Genomic DNA, 22,283 nt, shown 5'->3' with positions numbered 1-22,283 from the left:
CAAAATTTGGCTAGCAAGCTCCCACCAACCGGACAGACTGCGGCTGTAGCGCACGCCACAGGTCCAACGGGTACGACTTGCCCGGCACCGAGACCGGCGGCAGCTCCTGATAGGCGATCAGCTCGTCGGTGACCTCCCGGGTCGCCGAACAGACCACCACCGTGTCGTGCGGCGCGTACGCCTGCAGGCGGGCCGCGGTCGCCACCACGCTGCCACTGATCATCCCGTAGCCACCGTCGAAGGCCATCAGTGGATCCACGATCACTTCGCCGGTGGCGAGCCCGACCCGGGTCCGCACCCGGTGCCCGCCGGCCAGGAGACGCCCCCTCAACGCCTCCTGGACCGACAGGCCCGCGCGCACGGCCGAGGCGGCCGCCTCCGGCTCGAAGCCGCCCTCGTCCGCGCCGAACACCGCCATCACCGCGTCACCGACGTACTTCTCGACGATGCCGCCACAGTCGCGGACCACCCCGGCCACCGCCGAGAAGTAGTCCCGTTGCAGTGCCCGGACCTCCGCGCAGTCCAGCCGGTCGACCAGTGCGGTGAAGCCGACGATGTCGACGAACAGCACGGTCACGGTCTGGCGCCGCTCCTGGACGGCGGCAGTGGTGATGATGGTCATGTCTCACGCTCCCGGAGATCACTGCGTTGACCGGGAGAACGGTGCCAGCCCGGCCCGGCCTTTGGATCCGCAGAACGACGTATCTCTGACCGCATCCACCATCGTCATTTTTGTGACGCAGAACAGTCCGAACCGACGACAACGTGGTAGGTGCTTTCGCATTAGGCTGCCGGACATGGCCAGCCAGGGGGACGACGGGCCGCTTGTCGGGCGCACCGGCACGCTGGCCGACCTTCAGTCCTACCTCCGTGACGTCGGGCCCGGTGGGACAGCCGCGGTCTTCGTGACCGGGGAGAGCGGCGTCGGCAAGAGCCGGCTGCTGCGTGAGACCGCCGACGCGCTGCGTGGCGGGGGCTTCGCGGTGCTCTCCGGCACCTGCCTGGACATCGGCGACGCCTCGCCACTGCACCCGGTGCTGCAGGCGTTGCGGCGGCACGACAGCGCACTCGCCACAGTGGCCGACGACGCCGGCGCGCTGCTCGACCGGGTCTCGCGCGAGCTCCGGATGATCGCCGGCGACCAGCGCCTGCTGCTGGTCCTCGACGATCTCCAGTGGGCCGACCGGAGCACCCGTCAGCTGCTGCTCTACCTGCTCGCCGGGCTGGGCGACGTGCGCGTCTCGGTGCTCGCCGCGATCCGCGCCGAGGCCCTGCACGGCACCCACCCGCTGCGCCGGGTGCTGGCCGAGCTGCGCCGGCTGCGCTCGGTGCGGGTGGTCGACCTGGCCCCGCTGGACCGGGAGCAGACCCGGGAGCTGGTCAGCGCGATCGCCGCCCGGGACGTGGCCGTCGAGGACGCCGACCGGGTCTACAAGCGCAGCGGCGGCAACCCGTTCGTGGTCGAGGAGCTGGCCCGGGACCTGCGCGACGGCCGGGTCGAGCTCTCCGACACGCTCCGCGAGATCTTCCTGGCCCGCATCGACGAGCTGCCGGCCAACGCGCACGCGGTGGTGAACGCGCTCGCCGCCGGCGTCGAGCCGGTCGAGCACCCGGTGCTGGCCCGGGTGGTGCGCCTGCCCGAGGACGAGTTGCTGGAGGCGATCCGCGCCGCGGTGGCGTACCGGTTCGTCGTCGGCGACGGTGAGGGCTACCGGTTGCGGCACCGCCTGGTCGCCGAGGTGCTGGAGCAGGAGGTGCTGCCGGCCGAGGCGGCCGCCCTGCACCGGCGGTACGCCGAGGCCCTCGAGGTGTGCCCGGGCGACGCGGATCACGCCCGGCTGGCCCACCACTGGCAGCGGGCCGGGTCACCGGACCGGGCGCTGCCGTCGGTGATCGCCGCGGCCCACTCCGCCGAGAGCCTGTACGGCTTCGCCGAGGCCCATCGCCACTGGACCCTCGCGCTGCGGCTGACCGGCGACGACGTGGCCGGCGCGGACCCGATCCAGCGCACCGAGCTGCTCGGCCACGCCGCCGAGTCGGCGCACCAGTGCGGCGAGCACCTGCTCGCCCTGGCCCGCCTGGAGGAGCTGGCCGGCCGCAAGGACGCCCCCGGCGAGTGCGAGCTGCACCTGCGCCGGGCCCGTTACCTCGCGGCGGCCGGCCGCTCGGAGCCCGCCGAGCGGGAGTACGAGCTGGCGCTGGCGGCGCCGGACTGCACGCCCCAGCTGCGGGTCACCGCCGCCGCCTTCCTCGCCGAGCTGCTGCTGCACCTGGGCCGGTACGCGGACGCGAACCAGTACGCCCGGGACGCCCTGGAGCTGGCCGCGATCAACGGCTCGACCGCCGACCTGGTCCGGGCCAGCGCCGCGCTGGGCTTCAGCGCCGCCTTCCGGGAGGACCCGGACGCCGGGCTGGCCGTCATCCGGCAGGCCGTGGAGATCGCCGAGCGCTCCGGCCACCCGGACGACCTGGGCGTCGCCTACCTGCACCTGGCCGAGCTGCTCACCGGCCCGCTGAACAGCATCGAGGAGGGCGTGCTGGTCGCCCGCCGGGGCGCCGACCGGCTCGCCTCGCGCGGGGTCGGCCGCACATATCAGACCCGGCTGCTGGCGATCGCCGGCAACGGCCTGTTCCGGATCGGTCAGTGGGCCGAGGCGGACAGCGTGCTGGAGGAGGCGATGCGGCACCGGCCGTCCGGCGCCGACGCGGTCGAGTTGCTGCTCGCCCGCAGCCGGCTCTGGGTCGGTTTCGGCGAGGTCGACAACGCCCGCCGCGACCTCGACGCGGCGGCGACGCTGCTGGCCGGCGGCGGGGCCCGGCACGTGCTGCCGATGCTCACCCTGCGCGCCGGGCTGGCGATGTGGCAGAAGGAGCACGCCACCGCCCGCGCGGCGGTGCAGCGCGGCCTGACCGAGACCCGCTCCGACGACCTGGTGCTGCTCGGCGTGCTGGCCTGGCACGGGCTACGGGCCGAGGCGGAGGCGCGGGCGGCCGGCTCCACTGTCGACCCGGGCGCGCTGCGCCGGCTGAAGACCGTGGTCGCCCGCCTGGAGACGGGGGCCGGCAACGCGGCGCCCGAGGTCCGCGCGGTGATCGACGGGTACCTCTATCTCTGCGCCGCCGAGCTGAGCCGGGTCGAGGACCGGCAGGATCCGGAGCCGTGGGCCCGGGCGGCGGCCATCTGGGACCGTCGTGAGCAGCCCTACCCGGCCGCGTATTCACGGCTGCGGCATGCCGAGGTGGCGCTGGCGCGCCGGGCCCGGCGCACGGCCGCGGTGGCCGGGCTGCGTCAGGCGTACGCGACGGCGATCGCGATGGGCGCCCGGCCGCTCGCGAACGAGATCAAGGGCGTCGCGCAGCGGTTCCGGGTCTCGCTCGCCGAGGAGGCGGACACCGTGCCGATGCCGCCGCCGGAGCCGGATCCCGGCGACGAGCTGGCCGTTCTCACCGGGCGGGAGCGCGAGGTGCTGGCCGCTGTCGCCGAGGGACTGACGAACCGGGAGATCGGCGAGTTACTGTTCATCAGCGAGCGCACGGTCGGCGTGCACCTCGGCCACATCTTCGACAAACTCCAGGTGCGTACTCGCGTACAGGCCAGCCGGGTCTTTCTGACAGCGGCCTGACCAGGCATTCGTTATCCCGCCGTGACATACGTACGGGGAATACGTCTTTCTACCGATCCCCCTTGACGCCGCCGGTGAAAGGCTGTGCGCACGGGGGAGCACCGCCCGGTGGTCTGGGAACCGCCGGGCGGTGCTGGGGGCCCTCCGCACATCAGCAAGTCTGTGGAGGATCCGATGATTCAGCCCATCTGGGGACCAGTGCAGTCTCAGATGTCCGCGATCCTGCAGGAGCACCCGGACGATGTGCCCGCCGTCGTCGACCAGCTCGCCAAACTGCAGGACGTTCTCTGTCAGGTGCCACCGTTGCTGGACGGCAACCCGCTGGCCGACTTCAACAGGCTCTATCTGACCATCACCGAGAACGTGCTGGACCGGCTCTACGCGGGCAAGTTCAAGGATCCGGCGTTCCTGTCCCGGTTGGACGTGGAGTTCGCCGCGCGCTACTTCGACGCCCTGCGCTACTGGACCGAGAGCAGCCCGGCCTGCCCCGGCGCCTGGGCCGGCCTGTTCAGCCGGATCCCCGGGCCGGACCCGCGCCCGCTGCCGTCCGCCGTCGCCGGCGTCAACGCGCACATCAACTTCGACCTGCCGTTCGCGCTGGTCACCACGTTCGACCACCTGGGCACCGACCCGATCGACGGCAGCGACCAGCACCACGACTACCTCCAGGTCAACGACATCTTCGCGGAGGAGATCCCGGGTCTGCGGCGCGGCTACCTGGACCGGTGGCAGCTGCTCATCGACACGATGAACGGTGACCTGGACGACTGGTGGCAGGGCGAGATGGTGGAGTACACGCGCAATGTCGCCTGGCGCAACGCCCAGAAGATCTGGGCGGTCCGGCACGAGCAGATCGCCCTCGACCGGGAGCGGCGCCGGCTCGATCGCACCGCCTCCGGCCTGGGCAAACTGCTGCTCTCGCCGTTCGCCGAATTTCTGCAGTGAGGATCAGGCGGCGATCGTTCGCGTCCGGTGCGGAAGCTCCACCGTGAACATCGCCCCGCCCTCCGGAGCGTGCCCGGCCTCGATCCGCCCGCCCAGCCGGCCGACCAGCCGCGCGGCGAGGGCCAGCCCGAGCCCGCTGCCCACCTTGCGCAGACCCCGGTAACGGCGGTTCAGCGCGCCCCGCTCGAACGCCACGGCCAGGTCGTCGTCGGTGAAGCCCGGCCCGCCGTCACGCACCTCGACCACCCCGCCGGACTCCCCCGCACGTACCGCCAGCACCAGCGGCGCGCCGGCCGGGACCACCCGCAGTGCGTTCTCGCACAACCCGTCGAGCACCTGCCGGATCCGGCCGGGATCGGTCTCGACGATGACCGGGCCGGCCGGCAGCTCCACCGAGAGACTCGGCCCGTCCGCCGCACACCGCGCCGACCAGGCCCGGCCGGCCTCCTCGACCAGCGCCACCAGGTCCACCGCGACCACGTCCAGCGGCAGGTCGGCCGCTTCCAGGCGGGACAGCACCAGCAGGTCGGAGATCAGCCGATCGAGGCGGTCGGCCTCGGCCAGCATGGTGGCCCCGGCCCGCACCGCGCCGTCCTCGACGACCACCCCGTCGGCGAGGGCCTCGGCGTAGCCACGGATGGTGGCCAGCGGCGTACGCAGCTCGTGGGAGACCGACAGCAGGAAGTCGCGCTCCCGGCCCTCGCTCGTCTGCAACGCCTCGGCCAGCAGATTCACCGCCTCGGCGAGCCGCACCGCCTCGGCCGGTCCGCGCCGGGCGATCCGCACCGACCGGTCACCGTCGGCGAGCCGCCCGGCCGCCGCCGCGGCCAGCTCGATCGGCCTGGTGACGAAGCGGGCCAGCAGCGCGCCGGCCAGGATCCCACCGAGCAGGCCGGCCAGCAGCGCCCACCAGACACCGCCGAGCACCTTCAGCGCGAGGCCGGAGGCGACCGGACGGGTGAGCACCACACCGGCGTCGACCCCGGGGAGCGGACGGCCGGCGATGAACGAGGGCCGCCCGCCGACCCGGCCCCGGATATTGACCAGGCCACCGCCGCTCACCTGGGTGATCACCCGGTTCGGCAGGCCGCGCCGGTCCGGCACGCCCCGCCGGATCAGATAGATCTCGATGTCGTCCTGACGCAGCCGGTTGGCGATCTTCTCCCGGGCGGCCGGGCGCTGATCGGTGAGGAGTTCGACCGCGAGCGCGCTCTTCTCCACCAGTTCGTCGCGGACCTGGGCGTTCACCGAACGGACCGCGACCGGGATCGCGACCAGCGCCGTGACGATCACCGAGACCACCGCGGTGGCGGCGGTGACCAGGACCGCACGACCGGTCAGGGTGCGGAAGAAGTCACGCATCGGCGGTGTACCCGACGCCACGGACGGTCCGGATCAGACCGGCCGCGCCGCCCAGCTTGGCCCGGACCTGCGCGACGTGCACATCGACGGTGCGGGTGCCGGCGTGCGAGGCGTACCCCCAGACCGCGGCGAGCAGTTCCTCCCGGGTGAATACCCGGCCGGGACGGCCGATCAGGTGCGCCAGCAGGTCGAACTCGGTGGCGGTCAGGGTCAGCGGCTGGTTGCCGATCGCGGCCGTACGCCGGCTCTGGTCCACCGTGACCGGGCCGAGGCTGCGGATCCGATCCGTCTCCGGCGGCCCGGCCGCCCGGCGCAGCAGCGCCTTGACCCGGGTGACCAGCTCCCGCGGGCTGAACGGTTTCGTCACGTAGTCGTCGCCACCCAGTTCCAGGCCGAGGATCCGGTCCACCTCGTCGTCCCGCGCGGTCAGGAAGATCACCGGTGTCCAGTCGCCGTCGGCCCGCAGCCGCCGGCAGATCTCCGTGCCGTCCAGGCCGGGCAGCGCGATGTCGAGGATGCACGCGACCGGGCGCAGCCGGCGGGCGGCCGCCAGCCCGGCCGCTCCGTCGTGCTCGACCTGCACACCGAAACCCTCCCGGCTCAGGTAGAGCCGGACCAGATCGGCGATCGGCCGCTCGTCCTCGACGACCAGGACGAGCCCCTTCGACGTATCAATCACGGAACACATCATGCCGTCGCGGCGGATCAACGAATGTTCGAGCAACGTAAGGCGGCCGGCGGCGAGTGCCGGATGTCGTCGTGGTCACAGTCCGGATCGCCGCCGGTCACGGCCGCCGCGCCCGCCGGGGTCGACTGTGGGCGCGCTCAACCCGACTTTCCCGGGTACGACCTGTGGAGCTCCGTCCGCGGGCCTCTCGGACCTCGTCCCGTGGTCATCTCGCGCGGCGTGACCACCGGCCCGGGCCGCGACGCGCGACCGGACCCGCCGCGGTCGCCGAACGAGTGAACGTTCACAAGAAGCCTTGAACACCCACCGTCCACTCAGTAATGGTCGATGGATTGGGTGCGCTCCCAAATTGCCCGAGATAACGGAAAGCGCTCTCCCCTCGTGCTATAAAGGCGGCGGCCCCGACGCGCGGGTCGTCGTCCGGCAGCGCGGGCCGCCGCACGGGCAGCGTGGGCCACCGGCCGCGTGGGATTGCCCGGCGCCCCGAGCCGGGCGAGGCGTCGCACACGGGGGGATGCCTCGCCCGCCATAATCCACTACCCGGCCCGCCACTCAGCGAACGGCCGCGAGCAGGGCTTCGAGCATCGCCTTGTACGCCGTGGTGGTGACGATCGGAATGCCGTACTGGCGGGCCAGCTTGGCCACACCGGACAGCGAGTCGGGATCGGCCGCGACCAGCAGGCGGGTCTGCTTGGTGACCTTGCGGGCGGTCCGCAGGCCGTGGGTCAGGGCGTCGACCTCGAGATGCTCGCGAGGCGGGCGCAGCGTCCCGGTGAAGACGATCTGGTCACCGGGGCTGAGCTGCCACTGAGCGGGCTGGGCGGCCGGTTTCGCGGCGGCGTCGGCGAGGGCCCGGTCGACGTCGGCCGTGGTGAGGCCGAGAAGTTCGGCCACGCCGTCCAGGTCGAGCCGCTCGGCGGGGGTCAGGATCTGGTCGGCGAGGGCGACCGCGGCCAGGCCGGACAGGTAGCGGTGGTGCAGGAACTCGGCGTCGGCCCGGGACAGACCGATCTTCTCGGCCGCGCCGACCAGTTGGTCGGCCTCGCTGGCCGAGATGTGCCGGTCCAGCAGCACCCCGTCGAGCAGGGCGAGGTACGCGTCGGCCCTCGGGTTCAGCTGGCGGGGCAGGCGCTCGACGAGCCGGGTGAGGAAGTGCGGCTCCCGCTCCTCGGGGCGGCGGCGCGACACCGGCGCGATGCCGGTCACCGGCAACACCGGCCACTCCGCCTTCCCGGCCGCGTCGATCAGCTCGGCCCACGGCGGCGGGTCGCCGGCCCGTTCCAGGTAGTACGCGAGCAGTTCACCGGCGGCGCGCGCCCCGTGCAGCGCCGAGTACTCCCGGTGCGGGCCCAGGCCGGCGGCGGCGCGGCAGGCCTTCAGGCTGCGCGAGGCGGTCGGCAGGAAATGCCCGGCCAGGCGCATGGTGCACAGGCCCCGGTCCTCGTCGACCGGCACGCTCACCCCCAGCTTGGCGAACGCCGCGGCCAGGAAACCCGCGTCGAAGAGCAGGTAGTGCGCCACCACTAGCTGCCCGGCCAGCCGCTCGGCGATCGCCCCGGCCAGCTCCGCGAAGACGGGCGCCCGGCGCGCCTCGGCACCGGTGATCCCGTGCAGCTCCTGCGGGCCGAGATCACGGTCCGGGTTGACCAGGGTGCACCACTCGTCGAGGACCTTGCCGGTCTCGTCCAGGCGGACGATCGCGATCTCCACGATCCGGTCGTGCCAGCTGGTCTTCGTGCCGGTGGTCTGCAAGTCCAGAACGGCGTACATGAGGAAAAGCTAGGCGACCGGTTGGGCGCGGCGCCAGGCGGGCACCATGAAGCCATGGGTTCTGGTGAATACAGCCGCGACCAGCGTTACCTCGCCACCCGGATCACCGCCGACGGGCGCGACGGCTACCCGGTGGAGCCGGGACGATATCGGCTGGTGGTGAGCCGGGCCTGCCCGTGGGCGAACCGGGCGATCATCGTGCGGCGGCTGCTCGGCTTGGAGGACAGCCTGTCGATGGGGGTCTGCGGGCCCACCCACGACGAGCGGAGCTGGACCTTCGACCTGGACCCGGGCGGGCGGGACCCGGTGCTCGGGATCGAACGCCTGCAGGAGGCGTACTTCGCGAGGATCCCGGGGTACGACAAGGGAATCACCGTCCCGGCGATCGTCGACGTACCGTCCGGGAAGGTCGTCACCAACGACTTCGCGCGGATCACCCTGGACCTCTCGCTGGAATGGACCGCCCTGCACCGGCCGGGAGCGCCCCGCCTCTACCCGCCGGAGCTGCGCGCGGAGATCGACGAGGTGAACGAGGTCGTCTACCGGGATGTGAACAACGGCGTCTACCGAGCCGGGTTCGCCGGGTCACAGGAGGCCTACGAGGAGGCGTACCACCGGCTGTTCGATCGCCTGGACCGGCTCTCGTCCCGGCTGGAGTCGCGGCGTTACCTCGTCGGGAACACGATCACCGAAGCCGACGTGCGGTTGTTCACCACCCTCGTCCGCTTCGACGCCGTGTACCACGGGCATTTCAAGTGCAACCGGTCGAAGCTGAGCGAGATGCCGGTGCTGTGGGCCTATGCGCGTGACCTGTTCCAGACGCCGGGGTTCGGGGACACGATCGACTTCGAGCAGATCAAGCAGCACTACTACCGGGTGCACCGCGACATCAACCCGACCGGCGTCGTCCCGCTGGGACCGGACGCCGGTGGATGGCTGACCCCGCACGGCCGCGACTCTCTCGGCGGCCGCCCCTTCGGCGACGGCACTCCCCCCGGCGTGGCCTCCGTCAGCGGCCGTTGAGGACTTCTCTCAGCAGGCTGGAGAGCTGGGCTTGCCGGTCCGGGCTGAGGTGGGCGAGCAGGCGCTGCTGTTCGGCGAGGCCGGCGGCGACCGCCTGGTCGACGACCTCGAGACCGCGGTCGGTGAGGCTGACCAGGACGCCGCGGCGGTCCGACGGGTCGGGTGAGCGGGCGACCAGGCCGGCTTTCTCCAGGCGGTCGATGCGGGCGGTGGTGCCGCCGGTGCTGAGCATCATCGAGGCGGCCAGGGCGCCCGGTGACAGCCGGTACGGCCGACCGGCGCGGCGCAGGGTGGCGAGGACGTCGAATTCGGGACGGCCGATCCCGTACGGCGTGTAGGCGCGCTCCTGGACGTCGCCGGCGAGCCTGGCGATCCGGTGGATCCGGCCGAACACCCCCATGGCGGTGGTCTCCAGGTCAGGGCGCTCGGTGGCCCACTGGGTCAGGATGCGGTCGACGCGGTCGGGCTCGGTCATCGGCACATTGTCTGATACGCCACTCTCTCGATGACGATTTTCTCGATCCGAGTTATCTTGATGTCGAGATACTTTACGTCGAGGGAGTTGCGATGCGCCTGCTGCTGGTCACGGCCCTCACGCCGGCTGTCTGGGGCACCACCTACGCGATCACCACGGAGTTCCTGCCACCGGACAGGCCGCTGCTCAGCGGCGTGCTGCGGGCGTTGCCGGCCGGGCTGGTGCTGCTGGCGCTGACCCGGCGGCTTCCGCGCGGCGCGTGGTGGTGGAAGTCCGCGGTGCTGGGGGCGCTCAACGTCGGGTTCTTCTTCGCCCTGCTCTTCGCCAGCGCGTACCGGCTGCCCGGTGGCATGGCGGCCGTGCTCGGGGCGGTGCAGCCACTGCTGGTGGCCGGACTGTCGGCGGTGCTGATCAACGAGCGAGCCACCCTGCGTACCGTGCTCGCGGGTTTGATCGGCGTCGTCGGCGTCGCCCTCGCGGTCCTGACCGCCACCGCCCACCTCGACCCGATCGGGGTGGTGGCCGGGCTGGCCGGAGCCGTCTCGATGTCGGTCGGCCTGGTCCTGACCAAGCGGTGGGGGCGGCCCGGAGTCTCGCTGCTGACCGCGACCGGCTGGCAGCTCACCGCCGGCGGGCTGATGCTGATCCCGATCATGCTGATCGGCGAGGGCCTGCCGGCCTCGCTCAGCGGCGAGAATCTGCTGGGGTACGGATATCTGTCGCTGGTCGGGACCGCGCTCGCCTACACGCTGTGGTTCCGTGGCCTGGACCGGCTGCCGGCCGCGCGACTGTCGCTGCTGAGCCTCCTCTCGCCGCTGACCGCGACCGTGATCGGGTGGGCGGTGCTCGGGCAGTCGCTGACGCCGGTGCAGGTCGGCGGCATGGTGCTCGCCTTCGGCGCGGTGGTCTGGGGACAGCTGTCCCGCTCCCGGCCGGCCGGCGCTGTCCACAGCCACCCGATCGAGTCGGCGAAACGTCATACCGTCGGCCTAGGGTCGTCTCGTGCCCACCGAACGATGGTCAACCGCCCAGGCTGAGTCGCTCGCTCCCGACCCCGCCGCGCTCAAGCGTGCCCGCGGCGTCTCCGGGCAGTTCAGCTCCACCGGGCACCTCGACGACATCCTCTGGGGCCTGTGCCGGGGCTATCAGGTCGCGGCCGACCTGGCCGGGCCCGCGTTCAAGTGCTCCTGCCCGAGCTTCCAGGCGCCGTGCAAGCACGCGGTCGGCCTGGTGCTGCGCTGGGCCGAGTCCGGCACCGGCGACGAGCCGGCGCCGGAGTGGGTCACCGGATGGCAGGCCACCCGGGCGGCCCGGGCGAAACCCCGGACCGCCTCCACGCCCGACCCGGTGGCCGCCGCCAAGCGCGCCCGCGAGCGTTCGGAGCGGGTCGCCGGCGGCATGACCGAGCTGCGCCGATGGCTCGACGACCAGGTCGAGCAGGGCCTGGCGGGCCTGGGCCGGCACGGTCACCAGGTGTTCGAGCCGGTGGCGGCCCGGCTGGTCGACGCGCAGGCGCCGGGCGCGGCGAGCGCCGTCCGCCGGCTCGGTGGCATCGCCGGCATCGGCCCGCAGTGGGCCGACCGCCTGCTCGGTGAGCTGGCCATGCTGCGGCTGCTGGTCGCCGCGCACGAGCGGCTCGACTCGCTCGACCCGGCCACGGCCGCCACGGTCCGCTCCCGGATCGGGTTCCCCACCTCGACCGAGGAGGTGCTCTCCGGCCCGCCGGTCAGCGACCGCTGGCAGGTGATCGGGCAGCACGACACCGACGACGGCGCCCTCACCACCCGGCGGACCTGGCTGCACGGGGCGTCGACGTCCCGGTTCGCGCTGGTGCTGTCGTTCGCCGCGCCCGGGCAATCGCTCTCCGCCGACCTCGTTCCGGGCACCGAGTTCCGCGGCGACCTCTGCTTCTATCCGGGTTCGGCGCCCCAGCGGGCGCTGGTCGCCACGCGGCTCAGCGCCGCCGAGCCGTTCGGCCGGCCGGATGGCGCGGAGCCGGTGCGGGCGGCCCTCTCCCGATGGGCCGCGCTCCTGGCCGCTGAGCCTTTCCGGTACGACGGACCGATGCTGCTCGCCGAGGTCACGCCGACCGCCGACGGCTGTCTCGTGGACGCCGAGGGGGCGGCGCTGCCCCTGGCCGCCGGGTTTCGCGAGCCGTGGTGGCTGCTCGCGGCCGCGGGCGGGCGACCGGCCCCGGTGGCGGCGGAGTGGTCGCCGGGCGGCCTGCGACCGCTGGCCGCCTGGGTGGACGGGGAGTTCGTGCCGGCCGCCCCGCCCGTTCCCGATCCCTGGGCACCACGGCAGCCGGAGCTGCCACCCGAGATGCTCGCGGCGGCGCTGGTGGGGACGGCTCGGCGGCCGTGGCCCGCGCAGCCGGTGCGGGTCGGCTCGATCACGGTCGACCTGGCCCCCTCCCCCGCCACGGCGGCCGGCCTGCTCGACGCGGCGGCGGTCGCGGTGACCGCGCGGCGGGCCGGGGTCCTGCCCGCGACGAAAGCCGCGGTCGTGGCCGCACCCGAGGAGATCGAGCCGCCGTTGCCGATCGCCGCCGGGGCGCGGCTAAGGCGGATCCTGCGCGGAGGCGCGCCCGGCGGCACCCACCTGGAGCAGGAGTTGCTGGCGCAGTGGCTGTCCGCGGCGGCGGCGCGGGGTGGTGTCGTCCCACCGGCGATCCTGCCGGAGCTGCTGGACGCCGCGCGGCGCAACACCACGGTCCGGGCGGACGTGGCCCGGGTCGCCGGGCGGCGCGGCGGCTGGCTGGCCGGGCAGCGGACGGATTGGCGCTGGCTGCTCGAGGAGGCGACACCGGTCACGGTCGTCGACTGGGCCACCGCGACCGGCGCCGAGCGACTGGGCCACCTGATCACGCTGCGCCGCACCGACCCGGCGCGCGCCCGTGACCTGGTGGAGAGCACCTGGCACACCGAGTCCTCGGAGAATCGTGCCCGGTTCCTCGGCACGTTCGCCGAGGGGCTCACCCTCGGCGACGAGGAGCTGCTGGAGCGGGCCCTGGACGACCGCCGCAAGGAGGTCAGGCAGACCGCGACCGACCTGCTCCGGCGGCTGCCCGGGGCGGCGTTCGGCGAGCGGATGCGGCAGCGTGCGCACGCCGCGGTGCGACTGGCGCCCGGCGACCCGGCCCGGCTCGCCGTCCGGCCACCCGAGGAGCTGGACCCGGCCCTGCGGCGGGACGGGGTGGGCGCCACCCCGGCACACGGCACCGGAGCCGGCGCGTGGCTGCTCGAAGAGGTGGTCGCGGGAGCGCCGCTGGAGTCCTGGGCCGAGCTGGAGCCGAGCGGTTATGCCGCCCTGGCCAGGGGAAACGACTGGGCCGCGGCACTGCTGCACGGCTGGGCCAAGGCCGCCATCGCGGAGCACGACGGCCGCTGGGCGGCGACGCTGCTCGGCTCCGACGCGGGGGTGCTGCGCGAGGCGGTCCGCTGGGACCTGCACCTGGTGCTGCCCCGGGATTCGCTGGCCCGGCTCGCCGCCGAGGCGCTGCGCACCGAGGACGGGTCGGCCCATCGACTGCTCGCGCTGCATCCCGGGCCGTGGCCGCAGCCGCTGAGCGTCACGGTGCTGGAGACGATCGCGCACCGGGCCCGCACCGATCGGCACACCTGGCAGCTCGGTGAGCTGTGCCGGACGGCCGCGCTCGCCATGCCGCCGGAGTATGCGGATCTCACCAGCCGCCTGGCCGCCCAGCTGGAGCCGGAGGTCGATCCCGGCCGGGTCCGTCCGGTGGCCGATCTGGCCCGCACGCTGAGTTTCCGCGAGCAGATGCTCCGCGAGTTGAACAGTCCGCCGGAGGTGCACTCCGCGGATTGAACAGCCCGCCCGGTGGCGCACTCCGCGAGTTGAAACAGCCTGGGGTGGCGTCACGAACGGGTGGCGGGCGCGCCCGAAAATGTCGCACCTCAGCGGTAGCTTGCTGTTCGAGCCACCTACCAGAAGGGTCCCGCGGCGGATGAGCCGTGGCGCCGGAGAATCAGGAGTTCGCGTGACTGCTCTGCGACCGCACGCCGAGGATCAGTATGCCGACGAGCTGGCTCTCCTCGCCGCCGCCGACGACCGGTCCCGGCCGCCCGGCTGGCGGTTGTCGCCGCAGGCCGTGGTGACCTATCTGCTGGGTGACGGCGCCAAGATCACCCCGAAATATGTCGGACCGAGGCGTCTGATCGAGGTCGCCGTCTCCACGCTGGCGACCGACCGGGCGCTGTTGCTGCTCGGTGTCCCGGGCACCGCCAAGACCTGGGTCTCCGAGCACCTGGCCGCGGCCATCTCCGGTGACTCCACGCTGCTGGTCCAGGGCACCGCCGGGACACCCGAGGAGGCGATCAGGTATGGGTGGAACTACGCCCGCCTGCTCGCCGAGGGCCCGAGCGACGCGGCCCTGGTGCCCAGCCCGATCATGCGGGCCATGCGGACCGGGTCGATCGCCCGGCTGGAGGAGCTCACCCGGGTCCCGTCCGACGTGCAGGACGCGCTGATCACCATCCTGTCGGAGAAGACGCTGCCGATCCCGGAGCTGAACACCGAGACGCAGGCGCAGCGCGGCTTCAACCTGATCGCCACCGCCAACGACCGCGACCGTGGGGTCAACGAGCTGTCCAGCGCGCTGCGGCGGCGGTTCAACACGGTCGTGCTCCCGGTGCCCGCCAGCGCCGACGACGAGGTGGAGATCGTCGCCCGGCGGGTGGCACAGCTCGGCGAATCGCTCGACCTGCCCGAGGTGCCGGCCGCGCTGGACGAGATCCGGCGGGTGGTCACGGTGTTCCGCGAGCTGCGCACCGGGATGACCGAGGACGGGCGCACCAAGCTGAAGTCGCCGACCGGGACGCTCTCCACCGCCGAGGCGATCTCCGTGATCACCAACGGGATGGCGCTGGCCGCCCACTTCGGCGACGGCACGCTGCACCCGGCCGACGTGGCGGCCGGCATCGTCGGTGCGGTGGTCAAGGACCCGGTCTCCGACGCCGTCGTCTGGCGGGAATACCTGGAGACCGTGGTCCGCGAGCGGCCCGACTGGCTCGCCTTCTACCGGGCCGCGCGCGATGCCTGAACGGTTCTACGGGATCCGGCATCACGGGCCCGGGTCGGCCCGGGCGGTGTTGCGGGAGCTGGCGGCACAGCAGCCGGACATCCTGCTGGTGGAGGGACCGCCGGAGGCCGACGAGCTGGTCCGCTGGGTGGCCGCCGACGGGCTCGAGCCGCCGGTCGCGCTGCTGGGATATGCGGCGGACGATCCGGCGCGGGCGGCGTACTGGCCGTTCGCGGACTTCTCACCGGAGTGGCAGGCGATCCGGTGGGCGGTGGGCAACGGGGTGCCGGTTCGCTTCTTCGACCTGCCCTATGCGTACCGGGTGGGTGCTTCAGATGCAGGCGGGGCGGGTGCTGCCGGCGTACCTCAAGGGGCACTTGAAAGGAAAGAATCCGGCTCTTCCGGCATTCCGGAAGGCGCTGTTGTCCAAGTGGGCGATCCGCCCGCAGGGGCCGGCGGGCCGGACGCCTCCTCACCAGAGCAGGCAGGGTCCGGCGGATCTGACGCACCGGCGCCGAAGGAACCAGGCGCCGGCGGGCCGGACACCGCTACCGACAGCGCGGGCGAGCCGCCCGTCGTTCCCGGCGGGCCGGACACCTCCTCACCAGCGCAGGCAGGGTCCAGCGGGTCTGACGCACCGTCGCCGAAGGAACCAGGCGCCGGCGGGCCGGACGCCACTGCTGACAGCGCGGGCGAGCCGCCCACCGGGAACGGCAGGCCGGACGCCTCGCCACCATCGCAGGCACGGACCGGCCGGCCAGACGCGCCGGCGCCGCCAGGCGCCAGCAGGCCGGACGCCACTGCCGACAGCGCGGGCGAGCCGCCCGCCGGGAACGACGGGCCGGACGCCTCGGCGGCGGAGCGGGCAGGGGCCGGCGCGGACCACCCGGTGGGGACAGGGGCTGGCGCGGGCCAGCCGGAGCAGGCCGGGGACGGCACGGATCAGCCCGAGGAGACGCGGGACGGCGCGGGCCAGCCGGCGGGGGACGGGGCGGGCCAGCCGGTGCGGCCGGTGGATCCGATCGGAGAGCTGGCCGCGGCCGCCGGGTATGACGACCCGGAGCGCTGGTGGGAGGACATGGTCGAGCACCGGGGGGTGCCGGTGTTCGAGGCGATCGCGGAGGCGATGGCGGCGATCCGGGAGGGAGCCCCGGAGGATCCGGAGGATCTGCTCCGCGAGGCCTACATGCGCACGGTGCTGCGGGAGGTCCGGCGCCGGCACGAGAACATCGCGGTGGTCTGCGGGGCGTGGCACGTGCCGGCGCTGACCCGGAAGGTGCCGGTCAAGGCGGATGCCGCCCTGCTCAAGGGGCGGCGCAAGGGCAAGGTCACGTTCACCTGGGTGCCCTGGACCTACGGTCGGCTGGCGTCCCGGTCGGGATACGGCGCGGGTGTGACCTCGCCGGGGTGGTACCACCATCTGTTCACCAACGTCGACTCGGTGGTGCCACGGTGGCTGGTGGACGCGGCGGGCGTGCTGCGCGCCGAGGGCGTTCCGACATCGTCGGCGCACGTGATCGAGGCGACCCGGCTGGCCGAGGCCCTCGCCTCGCTGCGCGGGCGCCCACTGGCCGGGCTGACCGAGGTGACCGAGGCCGCCGAGGCGGTGATGTGCGACGGGGAGCCACTGCGCACCGAGCTGATCAACCGGAGGCTGGTGGTCGGTGAGCGGCTCGGCGCCGTGCCGGACGAGATGCCGGTCGTCCCGCTCGCCAAGGACCTGACCGCTCAGCAGCGCACCCTCCGGCTCAAACCGGAGGCCACCGAGCGTGAGCTGAAACTCGACCTCCGCAAGGACATCGACCTGCGGCGCAGCCGGCTGCTGCACCGGCTACGGACGTTGGACGTGCCGTGGGGCGAGCCGGCGACGGGACGGCGCGGCACCGGGACGTTCCGCGAGGAGTGGGTGCTGCGGTGGCAGCCGGAGTTCGCGGTTCGACTGGTCGAGGGCAGCATGTGGGGCACCACGGTGGCCGGCGCGGCGACCGCCCGGGTGATCCGGCGGGCCCGGGCGGCGCAGACCCTCGCCGAGGTGACCGCGCTGCTGGAGACGTGCCTGCTGGCGGAGCTCGGGGAGGCGTACCCGCACGTGCTGGCGGCCCTGGACACCCGGGCGGCGCTGGACGCGGACATCCATCACCTGATGGCGGCGCTGCCGGCCCTGGCGCGCACGTTGCGCTACGGAGACGTCCGGCGTACGGATCTGGCCGGTCTCGCCGCGGTCACCGCGAGCCTGTTGAAACGGATCTGCGCCGGGCTGCCGTCGGCGGCCGGTTCGCTCTCCGACGACGCGGCCAAGCAGCTGCGCGACGGTATCGACCGCGTGCATCAGGCGGTCAGCCTGCTCGCCGAGGACGAGCTGCGTGAGCTGTGGCTGGTGACGGTAGAGTCGTTGGCGCGGCGCCCGGATCTGCACGGTCTACCCGCCGGGCGGCTGACCAGGCTACTGTTCGACGCGAGCCGGCTGGACGCGGCCGAGGTGCGGCGGCGCCTGCGATTGCCGCTGACCATCGGCACCCCGCCGGCACATGCGGCCGCCTGGGTGGAAGGTTTCCTTGCCGGTGGCGGGCTGCTGCTGGTGCACGACGACGTGCTGCTCGGTCTGGTCGACGCCTGGCTGGCGGATGTTCCGGCAGAGGCGTTCGAGGACGTGTTGCCACTGCTACGGCGTACGTTCGGGACTTTCGACGCGGGTGAACGGCGGGCCATCGGTGAGCGGGTGGCCGGACCGCGGGCGGGTGCGACCCCCACCGGGGTCATCATGATCGACACGGAGCGGGCGGTGACCGTGCTGCCCGCGCTGGGTGCCCTGCTCGGGCGCGAGATCCGGATCCGGGAGGACCAATGAGCGAGCCTGCGAGCGAATCAATCCGCTCAGTCTTCAACCCATTTCGACGCCGGAGCGCAGCGGAGGTGACGGCATGAGCGATCTTGCGAACGAATCGATCAGCTCAGTCTTCAACCCAGGTCGACGCCGGAGCGCAGCGGAGGTAACGGCATGAGCGACGACATCTCTGCGAACTTCTCGCATTTCCTGGAACCGTCCCCGGTGGGTCCCGGCGAGTCGGCCCTGCCCGCGGCGCTGCTCTTCTCGCACCCGACCGAGCAGGCGGACGAGCAGGCCCCGACCCCGGCCGCGCCGCCGGCCCGAATCTTCTCCCATCCAGGCGCGGAGGCGACCGGGAACGACCGGGCGAGCGCGATGGACGGGGTCCGGCGGGGCGATCGAGGGCGAGGGGGCGGTCGAACCGGCCGGGCGGATGGCGCTGCTCAAGGCGCGGGAGGTCGCCGCCGGAACACGAACGGGCGGTCCCGCTCCGGGGAAGCGGATGCCTGACACGGACAAGGCCGCACGGGAACAGCGAGGCGGCCCCGCTCCGGAAACGCAAACGGCCGACACGGACGAAGCCGCGCCGGAACAGCGAGGCGGCCCCACCCCAGAGACGCGGATCGCCGACACGGACAAAGCCGCACGGGAACAACAAGACGGCCCCGTTCCGGAGGCGCGGATGGCGGACACGGACGAGGCCGCGCGGGAGCGGCTGCGGCGGTGGCGGCTCGTGCTGGGTGGGCCGGCCGAGGGGTCGCTCGGCAAGGCTGAGGGACGCGACGGGGCGATGGACGCGGCGCTCGCGGCCCTTTACGACACGGGGGCGGACTCCGACGGGGCGCCGGCCAGACGATCGGCCGGGCTGGGCGGGTCGGCTCCGAAGGTGGCGCGCTGGCTCGGCGACATCCGGGAGTACTTCCCGAGCACGGTCGTGCAGGTGATGCAGGCCGACGCGATCGAGCGGCTCGACCTGACCCGGCTGCTGCTGGAGCCGGAGATGCTCGCCGCTGTGGAACCGGACGTGCACCTGGTCGGCACGCTGCTCTCGCTGAACCGGGTGATGCCGGAGGCCACCAAGGACGCCGCCCGGCAGGTGGTGCGCACGGTTGTCGAGCAGCTCGAACGCCGGATCGCGCAGCAGACCCGCGCGGCGGTGTCCGGCGCGCTGAACCGGGCGGCCCGGATCAGCCGGCCCCGGCACGCCGACATCGACTGGGACAGGACCATCCGCGCGAACCTCAAGCACTACCAGAGCGAGCATCGGACAGTGATCCCGGAACGTCTGATCGGGTACGGGCGGCGGACCTCCGCGGTCCAGCGGGACGTGGTCCTCTGCGTGGACCAGTCCGGCTCGATGGCCGCCTCGGTGGTATTCGCCGGCGTGTTCGCGGCGGTGCTGGCGTCGTTGCGGTCGCTGCGGACGTCGCTGGTCGTCTTCGACACCGCGGTAGTGGACCTGACCGAGCAGCTCAACGATCCGGTCGAGGTGCTGTTCGGCACCCAGCTCGGCGGCGGGACGGACATCAACCGGGCCATCGCCTACAGCCAGCAGTTGATCACCCGGCCGCGGGACAGCATCTTCGTGCTGATCAGCGACCTGTACGAGGGTGGCGCGCGCGACGAGATGCTGCGCCGGGTCGCCGAACTGACGGCGGCGGGCGTGCAGGTGGTGGCGCTGCTGGCGTTGTCCGACGAGGGCGCCCCGGCCTACGACCACGAGAACGCGGCGGCGCTGGCGGCCCTGGGTGTGCCGGCGTTCGCGTGCACACCGGACGCCTTCCCCGATCTGATGGCCGCGGCCATCGAACGGCGTGACCTCACGGCCTTCGCCGAGCGCCTCGCCGACCGTAAGGCCTCCGGCGCAACCCACTGACGCGCGCTATCAAGTTCTGCCGACAACCGTGACGAACCAGCCGCGCAACTCCGGCCGTCACGCTCGCATCCAGGCCACTTTCACCACCACAAGACCCAGCCCAGCCACCCTCAGCTGGCCGCCACGGTCGCATCCAGGCCACTTTCACCACCACAAGACCCAGCCCAGCCACCCCCAGCTGGCCGCCACGCTCGCATCCAGGCCACTTTCACCACCACAAGACCCAGCCCGGCTACCCCGGCTGGCCGTCAGGGTCGCATTTAGGCCAGTTTCACCATCACCGGAACCAGCTCGGTCGTTCCAGCCGGTGGCACGGTTGGTTCGGTCCATCGTCGACACCGGCGGGTTCGGCTCGGCCGTGATGTGCGCCCCAGCACCTGCCGATCGGCCGACGGTACGGGGGTGACCGGCGAGGTGAATGTAACTACCCTAACGAGCATGACTGCTTACCTGAAGAACGTCGAGGTGTGGCAAGAGTCCTGGGACCGACAGCAAGAAGCCTTCCTTCCCGACCGGGAGCAGCGCTTCGAGGCGATGCTCACCGCCGTCGCCGCGGTGACCGGCGGCGCGGCGCCGCGCCTGCTCGACCTGGCCGGCGGCACCGGGTCGATCTCACTGCGGACGCTGACCCGCTTCCCCGGTGCACAGGTGACCGTCCTCGACCAGGACCCGGTGCTGCTGACCATCGCCGAGTCCTCGCTGGCCGGCCGGGCCACCGTCGTCGGCGCGGACCTGGGCGACGCGGGCTGGCGCGCCAAGCTGCCGCACGAGGGTTTCGACGCGGTGCTGACCGCGACCGCGCTGCACTGGCTGCCCGCCGACCGGATCGGCGCGCTCTACTCCGAGATCCGCGAGGTGCTGCGCCCGGGCGGGATCTTCGTCAACGCCGACCACATGCCGGACGAGGGGCTGCCGGAGTTCTCCGAGCGGCTGCTCGACCACGCCCGGGTGAAGCGGAACGCCCGGTACGAGTCCGGCGCCGCGACCACCTGGGCCGACTGGTGGGCCCGCGCCGCCGCCGACGAGCGACTGGCGCCGAAGGTCGTCGAGCGGCAGCGGATCTACCCGACCAGCCACGCCACGGAGTGGAACCCGGCCGCGACGTGGCACCTCGACGCGCTCCGGGCGGCGGGCTTCCGCGAGACCGGCCTGCTCTGGCGCGGCGGCACCGACGCCGCGGTCCTCGGCCTCAGCTGAAACGACTCGCCACCCGTCGATGCGATCTTGGCAAGTATCGGCTGCCATTCGGGCACAGGTAGCCAAGATCGCATCGGGTGGAGCGCCCGAGCAGTGCTCACGGGATCGACACGATCGTCGGCGCCCCTGCGCGGGGCGCCTGTCACTGGGTCCAGCGGAGGAATCGATTGAACAGCTCGGAAGCGGCCGTCTGCGGCATGTCCTTCGCGGCTTCCTCGAGGTAGTTCCACATCAGCACGGCCAGCCCCATCCGGCTGTGATCCCGGCTCAGCTCGCTCTGGGCCGGCTGACAGGGCCACGGCCGGCCACACACCCGGCAGTCCCACGACGGCCGCGCGGGAAGATGCTCCACTCCCTCGGTCACGCGGCCTCCCTCGGCTCCGGACGCGGCGGGACGATCCCGGAGCCGTCCGCCATCCCACCGGTGCACCACACGATCCGCGCGCCGGTTACCGCGGTCAACCGGCAGCGGCCCGGCCCCCTCTTCGGGGTGACACGAGCGACCGAAAGCCGACAGCCACCGGGTACGTACGGCAAAAGAATCGGAAAAAACACGGTATGTATGGATCTTTGGAAACATGAGGTCGGGTAGCTGAACGGAGGACGGCGAGATGAGCGAGCGGGACCGGCACGACCGCCTTCATCAGGGCCAGCTCTACGTCTCCGCGACGGTCACCGCCCAGCGACGCCGCGACTTCCGCCGCAAACTCACCGTGGCCGGCGTGACTGGCGCGGTCGCGGTGCTGGCCGGGGCATACCTGCTGACCACCAGGGTGACGGAGACCGGGCAGGAGGCGGTGCCGGAGCCGGCCGCGCTCGCCCCGCTGACCACGGCGGCGACACCGGCGATCGACGAGACAGGGCGCTCCGCCGTACCGGGGAATCTTCGGGCGTCTCGAGCCACCCGCCCGGCGCAGCCCGCCAAGCGTGCCCCCTCGCCCACGCCGGCGACCCTCGCGGCGCTCTCCGCGCCGGTCGGCGGCCCGTCGGGGCCGGAGCAGCGAGGAATCGTCACTCGCCGCGTCGAGACGGTTCAGAACGGGACGGTACGGGTGTCCAGCGCCCGTTTCGACCTGACCGGCCAGAACGATCTGCCGTTCGCGGCGGATGCCGGTTACGCCGCCGGAAACGACGTTCGCTGCACGACCCGTGTCCGGTTCAGCGCGGACGAGCCGGTCGCGGCCCAGCCCAACCTGCTGCTCTGCTGGCGCGTCTCGGACCGCCGCAGCGTCGTCACGATGGCGGTCGCCGCGCACGGCCTGCCGGACCCGCGGGACAGCGTCGACATCATCGCCCGCGAGTGGGCGTCCCTGGAATAAGAAAACACGAGCGGGCGGCCCCAGAACGGAAAACGCGAGTAGGCGGCCCTGGAACGAGAAGACACGAGCGGGCGGCCCAGGAACGAGAAGAACCGCGGCAGGGCGAGGGTGCCCTGCCGCGGTTGGCGTCTCGTAAG

General features: G+C 72.9%; 17 protein-coding genes. 11 read left to right on the top strand and 6 right to left on the bottom strand.

What is annotated here, in order from left to right:
• Positions 1–10 precede the first annotated feature (10 nt).
• Positions 11–622: an adenylate/guanylate cyclase domain-containing protein gene (locus CHC09_RS29165; protein WP_089296431.1), complete on the bottom strand. Its 612-nt coding sequence runs from the start codon at positions 620–622 to the stop codon at positions 11–13.
• 175 nt (positions 623–797) lie between these two features.
• Between CHC09_RS29165 and CHC09_RS29160 the strand changes: the two genes are divergently transcribed.
• Both CHC09_RS29160 and CHC09_RS29155 read left to right on the top strand, forming a co-directional pair.
• Complete coding sequence (locus tag CHC09_RS29160; protein WP_089296430.1) at positions 798–3,623, top strand: helix-turn-helix transcriptional regulator; 2,826 nt, start codon at positions 798–800, stop codon at positions 3,621–3,623.
• 174 nt (positions 3,624–3,797) lie between these two features.
• Positions 3,798–4,568, top strand: a complete 771-nt coding sequence (locus tag CHC09_RS29155) for a DUF5995 family protein (protein WP_089296429.1) — start codon at positions 3,798–3,800, stop codon at positions 4,566–4,568.
• Positions 4,569–4,571: 3 nt separating this feature from the next.
• Here CHC09_RS29155 and CHC09_RS29150 read toward each other — a convergent pair whose 3' ends face one another.
• From CHC09_RS29150 to CHC09_RS29135, 3 genes are all read right to left on the bottom strand, one after another.
• Entirely contained in the window at positions 4,572–5,930 is a 1,359-nt protein-coding gene (locus CHC09_RS29150) for a HAMP domain-containing sensor histidine kinase (RefSeq protein WP_089296428.1), read from the bottom strand.
• Positions 5,923–6,618, bottom strand: coding sequence for a response regulator transcription factor (locus tag CHC09_RS29145; protein ID WP_089296534.1), 696 nt, complete (start codon positions 6,616–6,618; stop codon positions 5,923–5,925). Before CHC09_RS29145 ends, CHC09_RS29150 begins: the two co-directional genes overlap by 8 nt.
• A gap of 552 nt (positions 6,619–7,170) precedes the next feature.
• Entirely contained in the window at positions 7,171–8,388 is a 1,218-nt protein-coding gene (locus CHC09_RS29135; protein WP_089296426.1) for an exonuclease domain-containing protein, read from the bottom strand.
• 54 nt (positions 8,389–8,442) lie between these two features.
• On the opposite strand from CHC09_RS29135, the gene CHC09_RS29130 reads away from it, so the two are divergent.
• Positions 8,443–9,411: a glutathione S-transferase family protein gene (locus CHC09_RS29130; protein WP_089296425.1), complete on the top strand. Its 969-nt coding sequence runs from the start codon at positions 8,443–8,445 to the stop codon at positions 9,409–9,411.
• On the opposite strand, the gene CHC09_RS29125 is transcribed toward CHC09_RS29130, so the two are convergent.
• On the bottom strand, positions 9,398–9,886 hold the full coding sequence (locus CHC09_RS29125; protein WP_089296424.1) for a MarR family winged helix-turn-helix transcriptional regulator: 489 nt from the start codon (positions 9,884–9,886) through the stop codon (positions 9,398–9,400). The two genes, CHC09_RS29130 and CHC09_RS29125, sit on opposite strands and share 14 nt — an antisense overlap.
• Positions 9,887–9,978: 92 nt before the next feature.
• Here CHC09_RS29125 and CHC09_RS29120 point away from each other — a divergent pair, with 92 nt between their 5' ends.
• The 7 genes from CHC09_RS29120 (at position 9,979) to CHC09_RS29095 (ending at position 20,827) form a co-directional block, all read left to right on the top strand.
• Positions 9,979–10,923 carry an EamA family transporter gene (locus tag CHC09_RS29120; protein ID WP_089296423.1) on the top strand — a complete coding sequence of 315 codons (945 nt, stop codon included), beginning with the start codon at positions 9,979–9,981 and terminating at the stop codon, positions 10,921–10,923.
• Positions 10,889–13,714, top strand: coding sequence for an SWIM zinc finger family protein (locus tag CHC09_RS29115; protein WP_089296422.1), 2,826 nt, complete (start codon positions 10,889–10,891; stop codon positions 13,712–13,714). The genes CHC09_RS29120 and CHC09_RS29115 overlap by 35 nt, the downstream gene beginning before the upstream one ends.
• A 172-nt stretch (positions 13,715–13,886) precedes the next feature.
• A complete protein-coding gene (locus tag CHC09_RS29110) occupies positions 13,887–14,948 on the top strand; it encodes an ATP-binding protein (RefSeq protein WP_089296421.1) in 1,062 nt (353 codons plus the stop codon).
• The gene (locus CHC09_RS47900) at positions 14,941–17,775 is read left to right on the top strand and encodes a DUF5682 family protein (protein WP_239138554.1); all 2,835 of its coding nucleotides are present in this window, start codon (positions 14,941–14,943) and stop codon (positions 17,773–17,775) included. The genes CHC09_RS29110 and CHC09_RS47900 overlap by 8 nt, the downstream gene beginning before the upstream one ends.
• Positions 17,776–17,925: 150 nt before the next feature.
• Positions 17,926–18,264 carry a hypothetical protein gene (locus tag CHC09_RS45500; RefSeq protein ID WP_143232640.1) on the top strand — a complete coding sequence of 113 codons (339 nt, stop codon included), beginning with the start codon at positions 17,926–17,928 and terminating at the stop codon, positions 18,262–18,264.
• 172 nt (positions 18,265–18,436) lie between these two features.
• Positions 18,437–19,630, top strand: a complete 1,194-nt coding sequence (locus CHC09_RS29100) for a VWA domain-containing protein (RefSeq protein WP_089296420.1) — start codon at positions 18,437–18,439, stop codon at positions 19,628–19,630.
• A 438-nt stretch (positions 19,631–20,068) separates the two neighbouring features.
• Positions 20,069–20,827 (top strand): class I SAM-dependent methyltransferase, encoded by a 759-nt coding sequence (locus tag CHC09_RS29095; protein WP_089296419.1) that lies wholly within the window; start codon positions 20,069–20,071, stop codon positions 20,825–20,827.
• 142 nt (positions 20,828–20,969) lie between these two features.
• Here the strand turns inward: CHC09_RS29095 and CHC09_RS29090 are convergent, their stop codons facing one another.
• A complete protein-coding gene (locus CHC09_RS29090) occupies positions 20,970–21,191 on the bottom strand; it encodes a hypothetical protein (protein ID WP_089296418.1) in 222 nt (73 codons plus the stop codon).
• A 247-nt stretch (positions 21,192–21,438) separates the two neighbouring features.
• Between CHC09_RS29090 and CHC09_RS29085 the strand changes: the two genes are divergently transcribed.
• Positions 21,439–22,146, top strand: a complete 708-nt coding sequence (locus tag CHC09_RS29085) for a hypothetical protein (RefSeq protein WP_089296417.1) — start codon at positions 21,439–21,441, stop codon at positions 22,144–22,146.
• Positions 22,147–22,283 lie beyond the last annotated feature (137 nt).

This window comes from Actinoplanes regularis, assembly GCF_900188005.1.
GTDB lineage: Bacteria > Actinomycetota > Actinomycetes > Mycobacteriales > Micromonosporaceae > Actinoplanes > Actinoplanes regularis.
Note: the sequence above shows the minus strand (reverse complement) of the source record. Positions and strands in the feature narration are given on the sequence as shown.